This is a genomic window from Nocardia sp. CA-107356, assembly GCF_050946365.1.
Classification (GTDB): Bacteria; Actinomycetota; Actinomycetes; order Mycobacteriales; family Mycobacteriaceae; genus Nocardia.
Map to the genome: position 1 here is coordinate 7,091,942 of NZ_CP191992.1, position 18,476 is coordinate 7,110,417.

18 protein-coding genes, 3 rRNA genes and 1 pseudogene are annotated in these 18,476 nt (G+C 62.9%); 5 read left to right on the forward strand and 17 right to left on the reverse strand.

What is annotated here, in order from left to right:
* Nucleotides 1-49: 49 nt before the first annotated feature.
* The 3 genes from ACQP1G_RS31865 (at nt 50) to ACQP1G_RS31875 (ending at nt 1,869) form a co-directional block, all read left to right on the forward strand.
* Entirely contained in the window at nt 50-514 is a 465-nt protein-coding gene (locus tag ACQP1G_RS31865) for a peroxiredoxin (protein ID WP_433193329.1), read from the forward strand.
* A gap of 87 nt (nt 515-601) precedes the next feature.
* Nucleotides 602-1,189, forward strand: a complete 588-nt coding sequence (locus ACQP1G_RS31870; RefSeq protein ID WP_433193330.1) for a permease — start codon at nt 602-604, stop codon at nt 1,187-1,189.
* A gap of 227 nt (nt 1,190-1,416) precedes the next feature.
* Nucleotides 1,417-1,869, forward strand: coding sequence for a MarR family winged helix-turn-helix transcriptional regulator (locus tag ACQP1G_RS31875; RefSeq protein ID WP_433193332.1), 453 nt, complete (start codon nt 1,417-1,419; stop codon nt 1,867-1,869).
* 27 nt (nt 1,870-1,896) lie between these two features.
* Here the strand turns inward: ACQP1G_RS31875 and hisI are convergent, their stop codons facing one another.
* The 7 genes from hisI to ACQP1G_RS31910 all read right to left on the reverse strand — a co-directional run bounded on the left by hisI (nt 1,897) and on the right by ACQP1G_RS31910 (nt 6,161).
* Nucleotides 1,897-2,259, reverse strand: a complete 363-nt coding sequence (gene hisI, locus ACQP1G_RS31880) for a phosphoribosyl-AMP cyclohydrolase (RefSeq protein ID WP_433193333.1) — start codon at nt 2,257-2,259, stop codon at nt 1,897-1,899.
* A 198-nt stretch (nt 2,260-2,457) separates the two neighbouring features.
* Nucleotides 2,458-2,619: a hypothetical protein gene (locus tag ACQP1G_RS31885; protein ID WP_433193334.1), complete on the reverse strand. Its 162-nt coding sequence runs from the start codon at nt 2,617-2,619 to the stop codon at nt 2,458-2,460.
* 121 nt (nt 2,620-2,740) lie between these two features.
* Nucleotides 2,741-3,082 (reverse strand): hypothetical protein, encoded by a 342-nt coding sequence (locus ACQP1G_RS31890; RefSeq protein ID WP_433193335.1) that lies wholly within the window; start codon nt 3,080-3,082, stop codon nt 2,741-2,743.
* A gap of 188 nt (nt 3,083-3,270) precedes the next feature.
* On the reverse strand, nt 3,271-4,044 hold the full coding sequence (hisF, locus tag ACQP1G_RS31895) for an imidazole glycerol phosphate synthase subunit HisF (RefSeq protein ID WP_433193336.1): 774 nt from the start codon (nt 4,042-4,044) through the stop codon (nt 3,271-3,273).
* Between the two features lie 46 nt (nt 4,045-4,090).
* The gene (locus tag ACQP1G_RS31900) at nt 4,091-4,906 is read right to left on the reverse strand and encodes an inositol monophosphatase family protein (protein ID WP_433193337.1); all 816 of its coding nucleotides are present in this window, start codon (nt 4,904-4,906) and stop codon (nt 4,091-4,093) included.
* Between the two features lie 8 nt (nt 4,907-4,914).
* Nucleotides 4,915-5,646 (reverse strand): bifunctional 1-(5-phosphoribosyl)-5-((5-phosphoribosylamino)methylideneamino)imidazole-4-carboxamide isomerase/phosphoribosylanthranilate isomerase PriA, encoded by a 732-nt coding sequence (gene priA, locus ACQP1G_RS31905; RefSeq protein WP_433193338.1) that lies wholly within the window; start codon nt 5,644-5,646, stop codon nt 4,915-4,917.
* Nucleotides 5,647-5,708: 62 nt separating this feature from the next.
* Complete coding sequence (locus ACQP1G_RS31910; protein ID WP_433193339.1) at nt 5,709-6,161, reverse strand: MarR family winged helix-turn-helix transcriptional regulator; 453 nt, start codon at nt 6,159-6,161, stop codon at nt 5,709-5,711.
* Between the two features lie 99 nt (nt 6,162-6,260).
* On the opposite strand from ACQP1G_RS31910, the gene ACQP1G_RS31915 reads away from it, so the two are divergent.
* Entirely contained in the window at nt 6,261-6,791 is a 531-nt protein-coding gene (locus tag ACQP1G_RS31915) for a nuclear transport factor 2 family protein (RefSeq protein ID WP_433193340.1), read from the forward strand.
* On the opposite strand, the pseudogene ACQP1G_RS31920 reads toward ACQP1G_RS31915, so the two are convergent.
* Both ACQP1G_RS31920 and ACQP1G_RS31925 read right to left on the reverse strand, forming a co-directional pair.
* Nucleotides 6,777-6,890: pseudogene (locus ACQP1G_RS31920) on the reverse strand (IS5/IS1182 family transposase); the annotation flags it as partial. The gene ACQP1G_RS31915 and the pseudogene ACQP1G_RS31920 overlap by 15 nt on opposite strands.
* A gap of 121 nt (nt 6,891-7,011) precedes the next feature.
* The gene (locus tag ACQP1G_RS31925; protein WP_433193341.1) at nt 7,012-7,422 is read right to left on the reverse strand and encodes a nuclear transport factor 2 family protein; all 411 of its coding nucleotides are present in this window, start codon (nt 7,420-7,422) and stop codon (nt 7,012-7,014) included.
* Nucleotides 7,423-7,515: 93 nt separating this feature from the next.
* Here ACQP1G_RS31925 and ACQP1G_RS31930 point away from each other — a divergent pair, with 93 nt between their 5' ends.
* Nucleotides 7,516-8,106 (forward strand): TetR/AcrR family transcriptional regulator, encoded by a 591-nt coding sequence (locus tag ACQP1G_RS31930; RefSeq protein ID WP_433193342.1) that lies wholly within the window; start codon nt 7,516-7,518, stop codon nt 8,104-8,106.
* Nucleotides 8,107-8,337: 231 nt separating this feature from the next.
* On the opposite strand, the gene rrf is transcribed toward ACQP1G_RS31930, so the two are convergent.
* From rrf to ACQP1G_RS31970, 8 genes are all read right to left on the reverse strand, one after another.
* Nucleotides 8,338-8,454, reverse strand: a 5S ribosomal RNA gene (gene rrf, locus ACQP1G_RS31935).
* A 133-nt stretch (nt 8,455-8,587) separates the two neighbouring features.
* Nucleotides 8,588-11,718 (reverse strand): 23S ribosomal RNA (locus ACQP1G_RS31940).
* A 338-nt stretch (nt 11,719-12,056) separates the two neighbouring features.
* Nucleotides 12,057-13,573 (reverse strand): 16S ribosomal RNA (locus tag ACQP1G_RS31945).
* Together the 16S, 23S and 5S rRNA genes form the textbook arrangement of a ribosomal RNA operon.
* Before the next feature lie 435 nt (nt 13,574-14,008).
* Complete coding sequence (gene hisH / locus ACQP1G_RS31950; protein ID WP_433193343.1) at nt 14,009-14,644, reverse strand: imidazole glycerol phosphate synthase subunit HisH; 636 nt, start codon at nt 14,642-14,644, stop codon at nt 14,009-14,011.
* Between the two features lie 73 nt (nt 14,645-14,717).
* Entirely contained in the window at nt 14,718-15,332 is a 615-nt protein-coding gene (hisB, locus tag ACQP1G_RS31955) for an imidazoleglycerol-phosphate dehydratase HisB (RefSeq protein WP_433193344.1), read from the reverse strand.
* 23 nt (nt 15,333-15,355) lie between these two features.
* Nucleotides 15,356-16,489: a histidinol-phosphate transaminase gene (locus tag ACQP1G_RS31960; protein ID WP_433193345.1), complete on the reverse strand. Its 1,134-nt coding sequence runs from the start codon at nt 16,487-16,489 to the stop codon at nt 15,356-15,358.
* Nucleotides 16,486-17,823 carry a histidinol dehydrogenase gene (gene hisD / locus ACQP1G_RS31965; RefSeq protein WP_433193346.1) on the reverse strand — a complete coding sequence of 446 codons (1,338 nt, stop codon included), beginning with the start codon at nt 17,821-17,823 and terminating at the stop codon, nt 16,486-16,488. Before hisD ends, ACQP1G_RS31960 begins: the two co-directional genes overlap by 4 nt.
* Before the next feature lie 350 nt (nt 17,824-18,173).
* The gene (locus ACQP1G_RS31970; protein ID WP_433193347.1) at nt 18,174-18,461 is read right to left on the reverse strand and encodes a putative quinol monooxygenase; all 288 of its coding nucleotides are present in this window, start codon (nt 18,459-18,461) and stop codon (nt 18,174-18,176) included.
* Nucleotides 18,462-18,476: the final 15 nt, after the last annotated feature.

Sequence of the window (18,476 nt, forward strand, 5' to 3'; positions counted from 1 at the left end):
GTGACGCTGAGGGCGGCAAACCGACCTCACGCCCGGTACTGTCCCCCGTATGCAGACAGGTCAGCTCGCTCCCGAGTTCGAACTTCTCGATCAATCCGGCACACCGCGTTCGCTCGACGCGCTGCTCGCGAACGGTCCGATGGTGCTGTTCTTCTACCCCGCTGCGAATACGACGATCTGCACGGCGGAAGCCTGTCACTTCCGTGATCTGTCCGCCGAATTCGCGGCAGTCGGTGCATCGTGTGTCGGCATCAGCACCGACGGCGTCGACACCCAGGCCGGATTCGCCGCCAAGCAGAACCTCGGGTACCCACTGCTTTCCGATGCCGATGGCACGGTCGCCACGGCGTTCGGCGTGAAGCGCGGATTGCTGGGCAAGCTCGCTCCGGTCAAGCGGCAGACGTTCGTGATCGACCGGGATCGCAAGATCGCCAAGGTGATCACCGGCGAGCTCCGGGCCAATGCGCACGCGGACGAGGCACTGAAATTCCTGCGCGAACGCGCTCTGCAGTAGCCGGTAACCGCATCTTCGCGGCCGCCGCCGCGAAAACGCCAGGTCCATAGCCATCAATCCCCATGTCGCCGGGCATACGCTGGATTCATGACTCCGAGCGAGGTTCGGCCGGACGGGCAGAAATCCACGCTGGCCACGTGGCGCACGCGGATCATCGGTGCACTGGCGGTCATTGCCGTTCTGGTCGGCGTCTACTTCATTCTGGCGGCGTTCATTCCACGCTGGTGGGCGCAGCGCATCGCCGAGCTGGTGGGCGGCAGCTTCAGTAAGGGCATCGGCTGGGGTCTGGCGTACGGCCTACTCTGCACCGCGATCCCATTGTTCCTATTGCTGTTGGGCGCATGGATCTGGAAGCGCCGCGCCGGAAAGTTCGTCGCGGGCGCCGCCGCACTGCTCGCGGTGATCATCGCACTTCCGAATCTGATGACCCTGTCGATCGTGCTCGGCGGCAGCAGTGCCGCACACGCCGGTCAGCGGATCCTGGATGTCGATGCCCCCGCCTTCCGCGGTGCATCGCTGGCCGGCGCGATCGTGGCGGTGACGGTTTTCCTCGCGTCGGCGTGTCTGATCGTCTGGCGTCGGTGGCGGCGCGGACATCCCGGTAAGCCGGCGACCCCGCCCGCACCGGCGCCGCCCGCCGCTCCGCGTGCACCGACAGCTACCCAGGAAACGTAGCCGACACGCCCGCCCGAATTTTGTGAGTGACCTCACGTCGCACACCAAGTTCATGACGACCGAGCGAAGTCGTGGCAAACTCAATCACGCGAGTGACTGTGAACATGCTTTTCACTAATCGCTAGGCTCACCAACAAAAACACGTCACTTGGCTCGAAAGAAGGCACCCAGTGACGAAGTGGCTCGACCCGGACGAACAACGAGCTTGGCGCGCGATCGTAGCGCTGATGACACGTCTACCAGGCGCTTTGGATACCCATCTGCAGCGCGAATCCGGAGTGACACATTTCGAATACTGGGTGCTAACTCTGTTATCGGAAGAGCCGGGCCATCAGCTGCAGATGAGTGACCTTGCCCACAAAGCAAATGCATCGCTATCGCGCCTGTCCCATGTGGTGTCGAAGTTGGAGCGAATAGGCCTGGCGCAACGATCAGCAACCATCGGCCGCCGCGGCGTGCACGCGGTGCTCACCGACGACGGCTACTCGAAGGTCGTCGAGGCGGCGCCCGGTTATCTGGAAGCCGTGCGCCAGTTGGTGTTCAACGGCCTCGAAGCCGGACAAACAGCACAACTCGCCGACCTCAGCGAGCTACTGGCCACCCGGCTCGCCGACACCCTGAACCAGTCGAACGGACAGTCGGCGGCGGCCGAGGAACCCGGCGACCAGCCGAATTCGTAGGAACCGAGCCAGATCGAGGACTTCGGCTCAGTCGTCGGCGAGCAGCAGGTTGTCGGCGAGCAGCAGATCGGAATCGAAGCAGGTGTGGGTGCCGGTGTGGCAGGCCGCGCCCTCCTGGTCGACGACGAGCAGGAGGGTGTCGCCGTCGCAGTCGAGGCGGACCTCGTGCACGTATTGGGTGTGGCCGGAGGTCTCGCCCTTGACCCAGTACTGCTGGCGGGACCGCGAGTAGTAGGTCGCCTTACGGGTTTCCAGCGTGCGGGCCAGCGCCTCGTCGTCCATCCAGGCGACCATCAGCACATCGCCGGTGCCGCGCTCCTGCGCGACGGCGGCGACGAGTCCGGCGTCATTGCGCTTGAGCCGGGCGGCGATGGCAGGGTCGAGAGTCATATCCCCGTTATACAGGGCCGCATCTGCCGTTCCGCACACGCCCGGCGCAGTGCGAATTCGGGTAAATATCAATCGGCTCGAGTTCATCAGGGCCTATGCGGGCGTGCGAGAATTGCGTCGAATTCAATTCTGCGGCCGAACAGATACTGCGCGAACTGGATTCGGCCCGCGATGGCCTGCCCCAACTGGCCGACGAGATCACTCCTCGGGCAGCGGAATCAGTTCGAGATGTTCGGCCGCAGCCTTTTTGGTGCAGGTGGCGCGGCCGGCTACCAGGTTCACCCCGCCGCGGTGCGCGACCAGCCACTTGCCGCAGACACAGCGCAGATAGCGAACCGAGCCATGCGTCGACACCAGCATCGGCGAGGGCCAAGAGCATGCGGGACACATGGCGGACATGGACGCTAAGCCTGGGTAAGTATCGGCCAGATAGCAATCACCGCCGCGGCGTGGCGTCCGAACTCGACGAAGAATCTCGAATTCAGGCTGCGCGTGTTCGATTCAGCTCGCCGCGCACCTGCCAGGTGCGCTCGCGATCGGCTTCGGTGCTCGAATCGGTTCGAGCGACAACGACATCGGCAATGCCCGCGTCGAAGTAGGCGGTGATCTGGTCGACGAGAGTTTGTTCGTCGCCGATGGCGGCCGGGTCGGCGGCATGGGATGCGCGGGAGAGTTCGATCATTCGCTGGTAGCAGGGTATTTCGTTGTAGCAGGCCACTTGTTCGGTCGCCGCGGCACGGACCGTGTCGATATCGACGGTGACCACGCCGGGCACCATCGCGACGATTCTGAGGCGAGGACGTCCGGCCCTTTCGGCGTCCACCGCACCGACTGTGGCGTCAAAGGCAAATGGCGACAGCGCAATTGCCCCCACTGCTCCGGCTATTCTGCCGGTCGTAAGTGCCGGTCGGGCTACATTGCGGACCGTCGGTCGAGTACCTGGCCAAGTTCTGGACGTCCTCGGCGAGTTGCCCATCTACCGACGAAATCAGTTTGCAAGTTGCCGAAGGGCTATCGCACCACGATCTGTTCGGCGCGCATGGCGGCCTTTACCTCGGGGATGGTCAGGTCGCCGAAATGGAAGACGCTGGCTGCCAGGACCGCGTCCGCTCCGGCGTGGACGGCGGGCGCGAAATGCGCGACGGCGCCGGCTCCTCCGCTGGCGATCACGGGCACCGAGACCGCCTCGCGGACGGCCCTGATCATCGGCAGATCGAAACCGGTCTTGGTGCCGTCCGCGTCCATCGAGTTGAGCAGGATCTCACCGACGCCGAGTTCGGCTCCGCGCACCGCCCATTCGATGGCATCGATGCCGGTACCGCGCTTGCCGCCGTGCGTGGTGACCTCCCAGCCGGAGGGGGTGTCGGGCTGGCCCTCGGGGACGGTGCGGGCATCAACCGACAGCACGATGCACTGGGAACCGAAGCGCTCCGACATTTCGCGCAACACCTCGGGGCGCGCGATGGCCGCGGTATTCACCGACACCTTGTCCGCCCCCGCACGCAGCAGCCGGTCGACGTCGTCCACCGTGCGCACGCCGCCCCCGACGGTGAGCGGGATGAAAATCTGCTCGGCCGTGCGGGTTACGACATCGATCATGGTGCCGCGGTCGCCGGTGGATGCGGTGACGTCGAGGAAGGTCAGCTCGTCGGCGCCCTGAAGATCATAGGCGGCGGCGAGTTCGACGGGATCGCCCGCGTCACGCAGGTTTTCGAAGTTGACGCCCTTGACCACCCGGCCCGCGTCCACATCCAGGCACGGAATCACGCGTACCGCCAACGTCATCGGCTCACCCTTCCTCGAATCATGCTGTGTCCCTTCGCGCGCAGCCTCACGCATCGTCGGCGACCGTGCAAATCATTTCCAGCAGTTCCTCGTGCACCCCGGGTGCGGCGGCCAGCACCGAACCCGAGGTGATGGTCCACGGCTCACCCGCCAGATCGGTGACCACACCACCCGCCGCGCGCACGAGCGCGACGCCCGCGGCGTTGTCCCACGGATGGTGCCCGAAGACGATCGCGCCGCCGAGCACACCCGATGCGGTGAATGCGAGGTCGATACCGGTGGAACCGTGCATGCGCACCCGCGAGGACAACCGGCTCAGCGGACCGAGCAGATCGAAACGGAAACGGCCGGGAATGCGTCCCGCGGAATCCACATTGAACGCGCCGAAACCGATCATCGCCTCGCCCAGCTTGCTGCGCGGCAGCCGCGGCAGCGGTTCGCCGTTGAGCAGTACCGGACCTGCGGCGGCCGCCGCATAACGCTGGCCGAGCAATGGCAGCCAGGTCAGCCCCAGCAGCGGCTCCCCGTCGTGCACCAGCGCAAGCAGCATGCCCGAAAGGGGATGTCCCGATGAGTAATTGAAGGTGCCGTCGATCGGATCGAGCACCCACGCGGTGCCGGAGGTGAGCTGCGGTCCGCCGAACTCCTCACCGTGCACCTCGATTCCGGTGCGCTGTTCGAGCTGCGCCGAGATGGTGCGCTCCAGCTCCAGATCGAGTTCGGTCGCGAAGTCGTTGCGGCCCTTGGTCACCGCGCTCGGCGCGCCGACCCCCTCGACGAAACGGGGGCTGGCCGCGTCGAGGACATCACTCGCGACGTCGAGCAGCGCCGGTAGTTCGGTATCGAGGCGGTTGGCGGTCATCGAATCGGTCAGCGCACCGCGGCCAGCGCGTCGGGCAGCGTGAAGCGGCCCGCGTACAGCGCCTTGCCGACGATCGAACCCTCGACGCCCTCGGGGACGAGTTCGGCGATGGCGATCAGATCCTCGATGGTGGAGACGCCGCCGGAGGCGATGACCGGTGCGTCGGTGGCGGCGCATACCTCGCGCAGCAGGTCCAGATTGGGGCCGGTGAGGGTGCCGTCCTTGGTCACATCGGTGACCACGTAGCGCGAGCAGCCGTCACGTTCGAGGCGCTCGAGCACCTCCCACAGATCGCCGCCGTCGCTGACCCAGCCGCGGCCGCGCAGCCGGTGCTCACCGTCGACGATCCGCACGTCGAGGCCGACCGCGATGCGCTCACCGTGCTTGGCAATCGCGCGGGCGCACCACTGTGGATCCTCCAACGCGGCAGTGCCGAGGTTGACCCGGGCACAACCGGTGGCCAGCGCCGCCTCCAGGGATTCGTCGTCGCGAATGCCGCCGGACAGCTCCACCCGCACATCGAGTTCACCGACGACCTTGGCGAGCAGCTCCCGGTTGGAGCCGCGCCCGAATGCCGCGTCGAGATCGACCAGATGCACCCACTCCGCACCGGCCTCCTGCCAGGCGAGCGCCGCGTCGCGCGGGGAGCCGTAGTTGGTTTCGCTGCCCGCCTCCCCCTGAACCAGGCGCACGGCCTCTCCATTGGCGACATCGACAGCAGGTAGCAGCACAAGACTCACGGATGCAGTTTAGTTGCTCGCTCCGCGCGCCCCACCCCCGGCCTGCGGAAATACCGGCGTGGTCAGCCGCGGGCATGATCATCGAGGATGCGGGTGAGCAGCCGGACGAATTCGCGGCGCTCGTCGGCCGAGAGGGCGGCCAGCAGCTCGTCCTGGGCACCTCCGATTCGGTGGTCCAGTTCCACCAGGTGGCGGGTGCCCGCCGCGGTGATGGTGACGATATTGCGGCGCCGATCGTCCGGGTCCGGACTGCGTTCGATGAGACCGCGCTCGGCCAGATCGTTCAGGGCGGCGACGATATCGCTGCGATCGATGCGGGTGCGTCGGCCCAGTTCGGCCTGGCTGGCAGGCCCGAATTCATCGAGCGTGGCAAGTAGGGCGTAGTGGTAGCGGCGTGATCCGGTCGCATCGAAGGCGCGCTCGGTCTCCCGGTTGGCCAGGATGGCCACCTGGTTCACCAGTCGGGTGGGCAGGGTGCGCAGCCTGCCCGGGGTGTCCTCGTGCGCGATCTCCATGGGGTCAATGTAGCAACACTTGTTGGTGACACCCACGGTCTGTTATGTTGGCTTCACCAACGTTGGAGTGACCAACATTTACCGCGAAAGGTTCGAACGATGAGCAAAATCCGCCGCATCCTCCCTTTGGCCGCCCTGCCGCTGGCATTGCTCGCCGCCTGCACGACCGCCAGCGCCAAGGACGAAACGACCCAACACCAGCTCCGAGAACTGGTGGACCGCAACGAGATCACCACATTGGTCGACCGGTTGGGCCGCGCCTTGGACGAGGGGCGCTTCGAAGACTTCCGCACGATATACACCGCCGACGCGACTGCGAAAACACCCGGTGGCCGAGCCGACGGCGTCGATGCGCTGATCGCGCAGGCCAGCCGGAATCACTCCGATGACAAGCGCGTTCAGCACTTCATCAGCAATGTGATGATCGATCTGCGCGGCGATACAGCCGAGGTGCGTGCGAATCTCATCGCCACCTTCACCCCGGCCGTGACCGCCGAACCGCGGACCGCGCCGGAGCCGCAGTTCACCCTCGGCGAGATCTACCGCTTCGATGCCGTGCGCACCACCGAGGGCTGGCGACTATCCCGAGTGGAGACGACTCCGCAGTGGTCCACGGGCACCCGCCCTTAAGGCCAGAGGGATTCCCGCACGGTCGGACAACACGTGCAGCTTCGAGCCTGCCTTGCCCCGATCGACCGGGCTCCGCCCAGTCGTGTCGCCCCTTTTTGGCTCGCACCGACGCCGCGTCGATCACCGCCCGCAACCAGTCGATCAAGCCTTGGCTGCCCAGCTCGTCCGACATTGCCCGATGCAACCGCCGCCACACACCTGAGGTCGCCCGGATCGAGGCTCAGCTCAGGTCCGGTAGGAACGCGTGGCCGACATAGTCACGGAACAACACGATTTTCCCGTCGCGGATCCGGAAGACCTGAATACAGGGCACCTTGAACGGCTGGTCGGTCGAGGTGACGCGTCCGACGGACGTCAGTTCGACGATCACGACCTCGGGATCGGCGGTGCGGTGGGTTTGGTGCACCCACAGTTCGTCGAGGCGGAAACCACCGCGGTCGGCGTGGGTCGCGTATGCCCGAATGGCCTCTTTGCCTGCCAGCCGCGCGGGCGGTTCGCCAGCGGTGAAAGGCATCTCGATCACGCCGTCCTCCGCGAACAGGTCCACGAACGCCTGCATGTCGTTGGCGAGGATCGCCTTGTTTCGCTGCTCCAAGACCTGTAGCGGGCTCTCCACACCTGGTCGACTCATGGCAACCACCTTTCATTCAACGTACGTTGTATCAACGATTCAACGAGCGTAGAACGAAATGCCGCCCTGGTCAACGCCCGTAGAATGACCCACGTGAGCAACCCCCCAGCGCCCACTTCGCGGGCCGAGCAGCGACGCAATACCGAGGCGCGGATCCTCAACCACGCCCGCACGTTGTTCGCCGAATCCGGCTACGACCGCACCACCATCCGGGCGGTCGCCACCGCCGCGGGCGTGGATCCCGGACTCGTCATCCATTATTTCGGCAGCAAACAGCAGCTGTTTCTGAGCGCTATCGGGTCCGCAACGGCACTGCTCGCCGGGGGCAGCGCCGCGGATGTCGCCGAGCAGTTGCTCGACAGACTGCGCGACTCACTGATCGAGGAACCGGTTACTTCGCTGGCCATGCTGCGGTCGATGCTCACCCACCCCGAGGCCGCCGAGGAAATCCGCACCTCCTCACGCATCTACAAGGATCGGATCAGCGACGCCATCCATGGTGAGGAAGCCGATCTGCGCGCAGAGGTGGTCAGCGCCGCGCTGATCGGCATCGTCCTGTGCCGCCATCTCGTCAAGCTCGATCACCTCGCCGAGGCCGACCCGGACCGGGTAGTCGAGATTCTGCGCCCCGTCGTCCGCTCGATCACCAAGGCCGATGTCGAAGACGCCGCCCCTGCGGACTGAACCGCGCTCCAACTGCACGGCGTTGCCTGAGCCGGCCGATCAGGCCTGCGACACCGACCTTCTCGGTGTAACCACGTAAGACACGGTCTCAGGCCAGTTGCTCGAACCGCTCGTCTTTGGCGAAAACTCGTATGCGATAACAGCTCAATGTGGCGCCGACCGCGAATATCGCGGTCGCCACGCATACGCAAAAAGGCCCCCAACTGTTGTTGGGGGCCTTTCGCAAGGATGTTCCGGCGGTGTCCTACTCTCCCACACCCTGTCGAGTGCAGTACCATCGGCGCTGGTGGCCTTAGCTTCCGGGTTCGGAATGGGACCGGGCGTTTCCCCACCGCTATAGCCGCCGTAACTCTATGAAACTATCCACACCGACAGCGCAACAACCCGAAACAAGAGATTCTGGAATCCCCTTCTCCTGGATTGTGTGCCGCAGTGTCTGTGTGTTGTTTCAGATACCGCACAGTGGACGCGTAGCTTCTTTGTTGGTAAGTCCTCGGCCGATTAGTACCAGTCACCTACACCCGTTACCGGGCTTCCAGTTCTGGCCTATCAACCCCATGGTCTGTGGGGGGCCTTAACCACTCGAAGTGGTGAGAAACCTCATCTTGGAACAGGCTTCCCGCTTAGATGCTTTCAGCGGTTATCCCTTCCGAACGTAGCTAACCAGCAGTGCCCTTGGCAGGACAACTGGCACACCAGAGGTTCGTCCGTCCCGGTCCTCTCGTACTAGGGACAGCCTTCCTCAAGTTTCTGACGCGCGCGGCGGATAGAGACCGAACTGTCTCACGACGTTCTAAACCCAGCTCGCGTGCCGCTTTAATGGGCGAACAGCCCAACCCTTGGGACCTACTCCAGCCCCAGGATGCGACGAGCCGACATCGAGGTGCCAAACCATCCCGTCGATATGGACTCTTGGGGAAGATCAGCCTGTTATCCCCGGGGTACCTTTTATCCGTTGAGCGACACCGCTTCCACTTGCCGGTGCCGGATCACTAGTCCCGACTTTCGTCCCTGCTCGAGCTGTCACTCTCACAGTCAAGCTCCCTTGTGCACTTGCACTCGACACCTGATTGCCAACCAGGCTGAGGGAACCTTTGGGCGCCTCCGTTACATTTTAGGAGGCAACCGCCCCAGTTAAACTACCCACCAGGCACTGTCCCTGAACCAGATCATGGTCCGAGGTTAGAAGTCCAATACGATCAGAGTGGTATTTCAACGATGACTCCACACACACTGGCGTGCATGCTTCACAGTCTCCCACCTATCCTACACAAACCGTACCGAACACCAATACCAAGCTATAGTGAAGGTCCCGGGGTCTTTTCGTCCTGCCGCGCGTAACGAGCATCTTTACTCGTAATGCAATTTCGCCGAGTCTGTGGTTGAGACAGCAGAGAAGTCGTTACGCCATTCGTGCAGGTCGGAACTTACCCGACAAGGAATTTCGCTACCTTAGGATGGTTATAGTTACCACCGCCGTTTACCGGGGCTTAAATTCTCAGCTTCGCGCCGAAGCGCTAACCGGTCCTCTTAACCTTCCGGCACCGGGCAGGCGTCAGTCCGTATACATCGTCTTACGACTTCGCACGGACCTGTGTTTTTAGTAAACAGTCGCTTCTCTCTGGTCTCTGCGACCCAACCCAGCTCCGAGAGTAAATCTCATCACCAGACCGGGTCCCCCTTCTCCCGAAGTTACGGGGGCATTTTGCCGAGTTCCTTAACCACAGTTCTCTCGATCGCCTTAGTATTCTCTACCTGACCACCTGTGTCGGTTTGGGGTACGGGCCGTGTACCAACTCACTAGAGGCTTTTCTCGGCAGCATAGGATCACTGAATTCACCTCAATCGGCTACGCATCACCTCTCAGGCTTAATGTTGTGCGGATTTACCTACACAACGCCCTACAGGCTTACACCAGTACAACCACTGACTGGCCCAGCTACCTTCCTGCGTCACCCCATCGCTTGACTACTACAGCAAGGGTCGTATGCAGCCACTTCTCTTCACCCGAAGGTGATAGGTCCGCTTTTGGATACTTAGCACCACTGATTCGCCATTGGGCGCGGATACACGGGTACGGGAATATCAACCCGTTGTCCATCGACTACGCCTGTCGGCCTCGCCTTAGGTCCCGACTCACCCTGGGCGGATTAACCTGGCCCAGGAACCCTTGGTCATTCGGCGGACGAGTTTCTCACTCGTCTTTCGCTACTCATGCCTGCATTCTCACTCCCACAGCCTCCACAACTGGATCACTCCGCTGCTTCCATGGCTGTAGGACGCTCCCCTACCCACCCGAACCACTGCACCCCGACCCGTAGATCAAGGCGGATGTATTGTTCGAGTGCCGCGGCTTCGGCGGTGTACTTGAGCCCCGCTACATTGTCGGCGCAGAATCACTTGACCAGTGAGCTATTACGCACTCTTTCAAGGGTGGCTGCTTCTAAGCCAACCTCCTGGTTGTCTTCGCGACTCCACATCCTTTTCCACTTAGTACACGCTTAGGGGCCTTAGCCGGCGATCTGGGCTGTTTCCCTCTCGACTACGAAGCTTATCCCCCGCAGTCTCACTGCCACGCTCTCACACACCGGCATTCGGAGTTTGGCTGATTTCGGTAAGCTTGTAGGCCCCCTAGACCATCCAGTAGCTCTACCTCCGGTGTGAAACACGTGACGCTGCACCTAAATGCATTTCGGGGAGAACCAGCTATCACGGAGTTTGATTGGCCTTTCACCCCTACCCACAGCTCATCCCCTCAGTTTTCAACCTAAGTGGGTTCGGGCCTCCACGACGTCTTACCGTCGCTTCACCCTGGCCATGGGTAGATCACTCCGCTTCGGGTCTAGAACATGCGACTCAAACGCCCTATTCGGACTCGCTTTCGCTACGGCTACCCCACACGGGTTAACCTCGCCACATGCCACTAACTCGCAGGCTCATTCTTCAAAAGGCACGCCATCACCCACCAGTCCAAAGACTGCGCAGGCCCTGACGGATTGTAAGCGCACGGTTTCAGGTACTATTTCACTCCCCTCCCGGGGTACTTTTCACCTTTCCCTCACGGTACTAGTCCGCTATCGGTCACCAGGGAGTATTCAGGCTTACCGGGTGGTCCCGGCAGATTCACAGCAGATTTCACGGGCCCGCTGCTACTCGGGCATCATCCACAACAGCCGTTGAGTTTTCACTTACCGGGCTATCACCGTCTACGGCGGGCCGTTCCAGACCACTTCAACTAACACAACGGTTTCTGACTGTCGCTCAGACCGGCAGATCTGAGAAGAATGACCCCACTACCCCACACACGCAACCCCTGCCGGGTATCACACGTGCATGGTTTAGCCTCATCCGCTTTCGCTCGCCACTACTCACGGAATCACTATTGTTTTCTCTTCCTGTGGGTACTGAGATGTTTCACTTCCCCACGTTCCCTCCACACACCCTATATATTCAGATGCGGGTAACACGACATCACTCGTGCTGGGTTTCCCCATTCGGAAATCCTCGGATCTCAGCTCGGTTGACAGCTCCCCGAGGCTTATCGCAGCCTCCTACGTCCTTCATCGGCTCCTGGTGCCAAGGCATCCACCGTACGCTCTTAAACACTTACTAACAAAGATGCTCGCGTCCACTGTGCAGTTCTCAAACAACACACCCGAAAGAATCCAATTCCGACACCAGCACCCCAGCACAAAAACTGAAGTCGGTATGATCGAGAACCCGATCGGATCGTTATCTTGCCTGGAAAGAACGCCTGTTCTTTCAGGACCCAACAGTGTGTCGATATATTCACCCGCCAACCCGCCATGAAACGGATCGTTACGCGAGAAAAGCTTGTCAGCGTTCCACCCATGAGCGTCCGCAGTCCCACATACGGGAACTAAACGGTCTCTGGCATCAACGTTTACCATCCCCGACTCTTCGGGGTGCGATGCAGAAGTGCTCCTTAGAAAGGAGGTGATCCAGCCGCACCTTCCGGTACGGCTACCTTGTTACGACTTCGTCCCAATCGCCAATCCCACCTTCGACGGCTCCCTCCACAAGGGTTAGGCCACCGGCTTCGGGTGTTACCGACTTTCATGACGTGACGGGCGGTGTGTACAAGGCCCGGGAACGTATTCACCGCAGCGTTGCTGATCTGCGATTACTAGCGACTCCAACTTCACGGGGTCGAGTTGCAGACCCCGATCCGAACTGAGACCGGCTTTAAGGGATTCGCTCCACCTCACGGTATCGCAGCCCTCTGTACCGGCCATTGTAGCATGTGTGAAGCCCTGGACATAAGGGGCATGATGACTTGACGTCGTCCCCACCTTCCTCCGAGTTGACCCCGGCAGTCTCTCACGAGTCCCCGCCATTACGCGCTGGCAACATAAGATAAGGGTTGCGCTCGTTGCGGGACTTAACCCAACATCTCACGACACGAGCTGACGACAGCCATGCACCACCTGTACACCGACCACAAGGGGGCCTACATCTCTGCAGGTTTCCGGTGTATGTCAAACCCAGGTAAGGTTCTTCGCGTTGCATCGAATTAATCCACATGCTCCGCCGCTTGTGCGGGCCCCCGTCAATTCCTTTGAGTTTTAGCCTTGCGGCCGTACTCCCCAGGCGGGGTACTTAATGCGTTAGCTACGGCACGGATCCCGTGGAAGGAAACCCACACCTAGTACCCACCGTTTACGGCGTGGACTACCAGGGTATCTAATCCTGTTCGCTACCCACGCTTTCGCTTCTCAGCGTCAGTTACTTCCCAGAGACCCGCCTTCGCCACCGGTGTTCCTCCTGATATCTGCGCATTTCACCGCTACACCAGGAATTCCAGTCTCCCCTGAAGTACTCTAGTCCGCCCGTATCGACCGCAAGCTCGCAGTTGAGCTGCAAGTTTTCACGATCGACGCGACGAACCGCCTACAAGCTCTTTACGCCCAGTAATTCCGGACAACGCTCGCACCCTACGTATTACCGCGGCTGCTGGCACGTAGTTGGCCGGTGCTTCTTCTACAGGTACCGTCACTCACGCTTCGTCCCTGTCGAAAGAGGTTTACAACCCGAAGGCCGTCATCCCTCACGCGGCGTCGCTGCATCAGGCTTCCGCCCATTGTGCAATATTCCCCACTGCTGCCTCCCGTAGGAGTCTGGGCCGTGTCTCAGTCCCAGTGTGGCCGGTCACCCTCTCAGGTCGGCTACCCGTCGTCGCCTTGGTAGGCCATTACCCCACCAACAAGCTGATAGGCCGCGGGCCCATCCTGCACCGATAAATCTTTCCACCACAAGACATGCATCCCATGGTCATATCCGGTATTAGACCCAGTTTCCCAGGCTTATCCCGAAGTGCAGGGCAGATCACCCACGTGTTACTCACCCGTTCGCCGCTCGTGTACCCCGAAGGGCCTTACCGCTCGACTTGCATGTGTTAAGCACGCCGCCAGCGTTCGTCCTGAGCCAGGATCAAACTCTCCGTTGAAGACTCTTGAAACAACCCCAAAAGGGCGAATCAGAAGAATTAACCAGAGTCCGAAAACCTTGGCAAAACAAAACGCCAACAAAAGTATTTGCTGACTAAATGTCCGACCCACCCAAACGGGGGTTTGAGGAGCCGGAACCAATAAAAAATTGGCACTGACATTCATCGACACACTATTGAGTTCTCAAAGAACACACGCACACACATTCACTCCGGATTAAATCCGGGGCTTCTGTGAGGCAACTTGGTGAAGCTTAGCTCAGCCGATCCCCGATACAAAATCAGGGCCCGTCCGAACCAATGTGATAGTCAGGCGCTCCTCGTACTACCTCGTTTCCCAGGCCTTTCGGCTCCGGGTCGGTGTCCGTGTCGCTCTGACTTGGATAAAGTTACTTACCGGCGTGCACGATGTCAAATCGCCTGGCCAGCGGGTGTTTACAGCGCGTTCACCCAATTGCGGAGCAGCTGCGCGCCCGCATCACCTGACTTTTCGGGATGAAACTGCGTCGCCGACAGCGGACCGTTCTCGACAGCCGCCAGGAATGGGACACCGTGTTCTGCCCAAGTGAGCTTCGGCGAGGCGAAGTGCTCGCTCGGCGGCAGATCCCAAGTCTGCGCGGCATAGGAGTGCACGAAATAGAAACGCGTATCGCTATCCATCCCCGCGAACAAGACACTGTCGGACGGAGCCGACACCGTGTTCCATCCCATATGCGGCAGCACGGGGGCCGAAAGGCGCTCGACCACACCCGGCCATTCGGCACACCCATCGGTTTCGACACCGAACTCGACACCGCGCTCGAACAGGATCTGCATACCGACGCAGATTCCGAGTACCGGCCGAGCACCCGCCAGCCGCTGGCCGATGATGCGCTCACCCTTCACCTCACGCAGTCCGGCCATGCACGCGGCGAACGCGCCGACGCCGGGGACGACCAGTCCGTCGGCGGCGAGCGCGATACCGGCGTCGGCGGTCACCTCGACATTCGCACCCGCGCGGATCAGCGCGCGCTGTGCCGAGTGCAGGTTGCCGGAGCCGTAGTCGAGCAGGGCGACAGATTTCGTGGTCACAGCTGCACCTCGCTGACGTTCGGTTCCGCCGCGCCCACAGGTGCTGTGTCTTTGGTTCGCTCGCTACGCTCGCTCACAACGTCCCCTTCGTCGACGGCACACCGCTCACCCGCGGGTCCAGTTCGACGGCGGCGCGCAAAGCGCGTGCCACTGCCTTGAATTCGGCCTCGGTGATGTGGTGCTGGTCGCGGCCGTACAGCACGCGCACGTGCAGGGCGATGCGGGCGTTCAGCGCGATCGACTCGAAAACGTGGCGGTTGAGGACGGTGGAATACGGTGCGCCCGGCCCGGAACCCGGAATCACCGCGTGCAGCAGGTGGTCGGGTTCACCGGTGTGCACGCAGTACGGGCGACCGGAGACATCCACCGCGGCGTGCGCCATGGTCTCGTCCATCGGAATGAACGCATCGCCGAAGCGGCGAATGCCGGACTTATCGCCCAGCGCCTTACCCAGCGCCTGGCCGAACACGATGGCGGTGTCTTCGACGGTGTGGTGCGCCTCGATCTCGATATCGCCCTCGGCACGCACCGTCAGATCGAAGCTGGCGTGCGCGCCGAGCGCCGTCAGCATGTGGTCGTAGAACGGGACACCGGTGGCGATATCGGTCTTGCCGGTACCGTCGAGGTCCAGTTCGACGACGATATTGGATTCCTTGGTGACGCGCTCCACCCGCGCGGTGCGATTCATCGTTGCTTCCTCCACAGGCGGGTTCATCGGATGGTGAGGTCGGTATCGGCGAGTGCGCCGCTGACGCGCAGGAATTCGTCGTTCTCAGCCGCGAGACCGATGGTGGCACGCAGATATCCGGGGATGCCGACGTCGCGGATCAGTACGCCGCGGTCCAGATAGTGCTGCCAGGCGCGGGGCGCGTCGGCGAAGCGACCGAAGAGCAGGAAGTTCGCGTCGCTGGGGATCACGTCGAAACCCATGGCGCGCAACGCCTCCGCGACGCGGTCGCGCTGCGACGCCAATTCGGCGACGCTGGCGAGGGTTTCGTCGGCGTGCCGCAGCGCCGCGCGGGCGGCGGCCTGGGTGACCACCGACAGGTGGTACGGCAGCCGCACCAGCAGCATGGCGTCGATCACCGCCGGGGCCGCGACCAGGTAGCCGAGGCGGCCGCCCGCGAAGGCGAATGCCTTGCTCATCGTCCGGGTGACCACGAGTCTCGTCGGATACCGATCGATCAGGGCGATCGCGCTCGGCTCGGCGGAAAATTCGCCGTAGGCCTCGTCGACGACCACGATGCCCGGCGCGGCGGCCAGGATCCGAGCCAGGTCGGCCTGCGGAATGCTGTGTCCGGTCGGGTTGTTCGGGCTGGTCACGAAGACCACGTCGGGGTGACGTTCGACGATGGCGGTGAGCGCGTAGTCGATATCGAGGGAGAAGTCGGCGTTGCGCTCGGCCTCGACCCATGCGGTATCGATGCCCTCGGAGATGATCGGGTGCATCGAGTACGACGGCACGAAACCCAGTGCACTGCGGCCCGGTCCGCCGAAGGCCTGCAGCAACTGCTGCAGGATCTCGTTGGAGCCGTTGGCCGCCCACACATTGGCGGTGCTCACGGCAACGCCGGTCTGGCGGGTCAGGTATTCGGCCAGATCGGTGCGCAGGGCGACGGCGTCGCGGTCGGGGTAGCGGTGCAGATCGGTTGCCGCGGCGCGGATGGATTCGGCGACGTCGTCGATGAGGGCCTTGCTGGGCGGGTGCGGGTTCTCGTTGGTGTTCAGCTGCACCGGCACCGTCAATTGTGGTGCACCGTAAGGCTTTTTGCCGCGCAGGTTATCGCGCAACGGTAGCTCGTCCAGGCTGATATCGGCACCGGGCACGGTGATCTCGGGGGTCATGCCAGTGCCTCGAATCGCGCTTGCACGGCCTGGCCGTGTGCGGGCAGGTCCTCCGCATTGGCCAGAGCGACCACGTGACCGGCGACGTCTTTCAATGCTGCTTCGGTGTATTCGACCACGTGAATGCCGCGCAGGAAGGTCTGCACGCTGAGGCCCGAGGAGTGCCGGGCGCAACCCGCAGTCGGAAGTACGTGATTGGAGCCCGCACAGTAGTCGCCCAGGCTGACCGGGGCGTACGCGCCGACGAAGATCGCTCCGGCGCTGCGCACTCGGGCCGCGACGGCCGGGGCGTCGTCGGTCTGGATCTCCAGGTGTTCGGCGGCGTAGGCGTTGACGACCCGCAGGCCCTGGTCGATATCGTCGACGAGGACGGTGCCGGATTGTTTGCCGCACAACGCCTCCCGTACCCGGTGCGCGTGTTTGACCACGGTCATCTGGGTGGCGAGCGCGGCATCGACGGCATCGGCCAGGTCGACGCTGTCGGTGACCAGCACGCTGGCCGCGAGCACATCGTGCTCGGCCTGGCTGATCAGATCGGCGGCGACGTGGACCGGATCGGCGGTGGCATCGGCGAGGATCGCGATTTCGGTGGGGCCCGCCTCGGCATCGATGCCGACCAGGCCGCGGCACAGACGCTTGGCGGCGGTCACGTAGATATTGCCGGGACCGGTGATCAGGTCGACCGGCTCGAGCTGGGCGCCATCGGTATCGGTGCCGCCATAGGACAGCAGCGCGACGGCCTGCGCACCGCCGACCGCCCACACCTCCTCGACCCCGAGCAACTTCGCGGCCGCCAGGATGGTCGGATGCGGTAGCCCGCCGAACTGCGCCTGCGGCGGCGATGCCACCACCAGCGAGTCGACGCCTGCCGCCTGCGCGGGCACCACATTCATCACGACACTCGACGGGTAGACGGCATTGCCACCGGGCACATAGAGCCCCACCCGTTCGACCGGCACCCAGCGCTCGGTGACCGTGCCGCCGGGCACGACCTCGGTGGTGGTGTCGGTGCGTCGCTGATCGGCGTGCACCTTGCGGGTCCGCTCGATCGCGACCTCGAGCGCGGTACGAACGGCCGGATCGAGTTCCTCCAACGCGGCATCCAGCTGAGCGGCGGGCACCCGCACACTCGCCGGGATTACTCCGTCGAACTTCTCGCTGAATTCCATCGCCGCCGAGACGCCATGATCCCGGATCGCCTCCACCACCGGCCGCACCTGATGCAGCACCGAGTCCACGTCGACTCCCCCGCGCGGCAGCGCGGTGCGCAGCTCGGCAGCGGAGGGAGTACGGCCGCGAAGATCAACGCGGGCGAGCTCGATGCGGGATGTCATGAGGTCTGCGATCCTGTCTGTGCCGATGCTTCGAGGCTCCTACTAAGAAGCCAGGCGGTCGGTTTCGTACGACCCGCTCCAGCTACCAGCCTATCGGTCCGCTGCCACCAGTTATCGCTGCGGTCGGTCCACGACGCCGGCCGGTGAAACATCGCGTGCCCGCGAACAGCCCGACTACCAGGCGGCCCCCGCTGACGCCGACGGCATCGCGATCGACTCAACGTTCCTGATCCGCATTCCGTGGACCGGGCTCGACTTCTGACTGAGCGCGTCATAGTTTGCCCGAAAGTCCGGTGCCGACGATCGACGGGTGCGCCCGCCCCCTCCGAGGATCGGGGCGGGCGAGCCATTCACGCGGCGATGAGCCGCTTGACCACCATCGGCTCGGCCAGGATCTCGTCGAGCACATCGCGCACGTGGAAGAAGTGCGGGGTGGTGAAGTGCTCGTCGAGGGCCTCGGAGCCGGTCCATTCCTCCACCAGCACCATGCGGGTTGGGTCGTTGGGGTCGGTATAGGGCTGGTAGACGAGGCAGCCGGGCTCGCCGAGGGAGGGTTCGATCATCGCTTCGAGTGCGGTGCGTAGGCGGTCTTCGCGGCCTCGGGTGGCGCGGAATTCGGCGACTACATGCAGTGTCATATCGGTTCCTTCGGG

Excerpts from the sequence above, each read along its gene's own strand:
- ACQP1G_RS31865 (WP_433193329.1), top strand. The coding sequence starts at position 50 with ATGCAGACAGGTCAGCTCGCTCCCGAGTTCGAACTTCTCGATCAATCC.
- ACQP1G_RS31870 (WP_433193330.1), top strand. The coding sequence starts at position 602 with ATGACTCCGAGCGAGGTTCGGCCGGACGGGCAGAAATCCACGCTGGCC.
- ACQP1G_RS31875 (WP_433193332.1), top strand. The coding sequence starts at position 1,417 with ATGACACGTCTACCAGGCGCTTTGGATACCCATCTGCAGCGCGAATCC.
- hisI (WP_433193333.1), bottom strand. The coding sequence starts at position 2,259 with ATGACTCTCGACCCTGCCATCGCCGCCCGGCTCAAGCGCAATGACGCC.
- ACQP1G_RS31885 (WP_433193334.1), bottom strand. The coding sequence starts at position 2,619 with ATGCTGGTGTCGACGCATGGCTCGGTTCGCTATCTGCGCTGTGTCTGC.
- hisF (WP_433193336.1), bottom strand. The coding sequence starts at position 4,044 with ATGACGTTGGCGGTACGCGTGATTCCGTGCCTGGATGTGGACGCGGGC.
- ACQP1G_RS31900 (WP_433193337.1), bottom strand. The coding sequence starts at position 4,906 with ATGACCGCCAACCGCCTCGATACCGAACTACCGGCGCTGCTCGACGTC.
- ACQP1G_RS31910 (WP_433193339.1), bottom strand. The coding sequence starts at position 6,161 with ATGGAGATCGCGCACGAGGACACCCCGGGCAGGCTGCGCACCCTGCCC.
- ACQP1G_RS31915 (WP_433193340.1), top strand. The coding sequence starts at position 6,261 with ATGAGCAAAATCCGCCGCATCCTCCCTTTGGCCGCCCTGCCGCTGGCA.
- ACQP1G_RS31925 (WP_433193341.1), bottom strand. The coding sequence starts at position 7,422 with ATGAGTCGACCAGGTGTGGAGAGCCCGCTACAGGTCTTGGAGCAGCGA.
- hisB (WP_433193344.1), bottom strand. The coding sequence starts at position 15,332 with ATGAATCGCACCGCGCGGGTGGAGCGCGTCACCAAGGAATCCAATATC.
- ACQP1G_RS31960 (WP_433193345.1), bottom strand. The coding sequence starts at position 16,489 with ATGACCCCCGAGATCACCGTGCCCGGTGCCGATATCAGCCTGGACGAG.
- hisD (WP_433193346.1), bottom strand. The coding sequence starts at position 17,823 with ATGACATCCCGCATCGAGCTCGCCCGCGTTGATCTTCGCGGCCGTACT.
- ACQP1G_RS31970 (WP_433193347.1), bottom strand. The coding sequence starts at position 18,461 with ATGACACTGCATGTAGTCGCCGAATTCCGCGCCACCCGAGGCCGCGAA.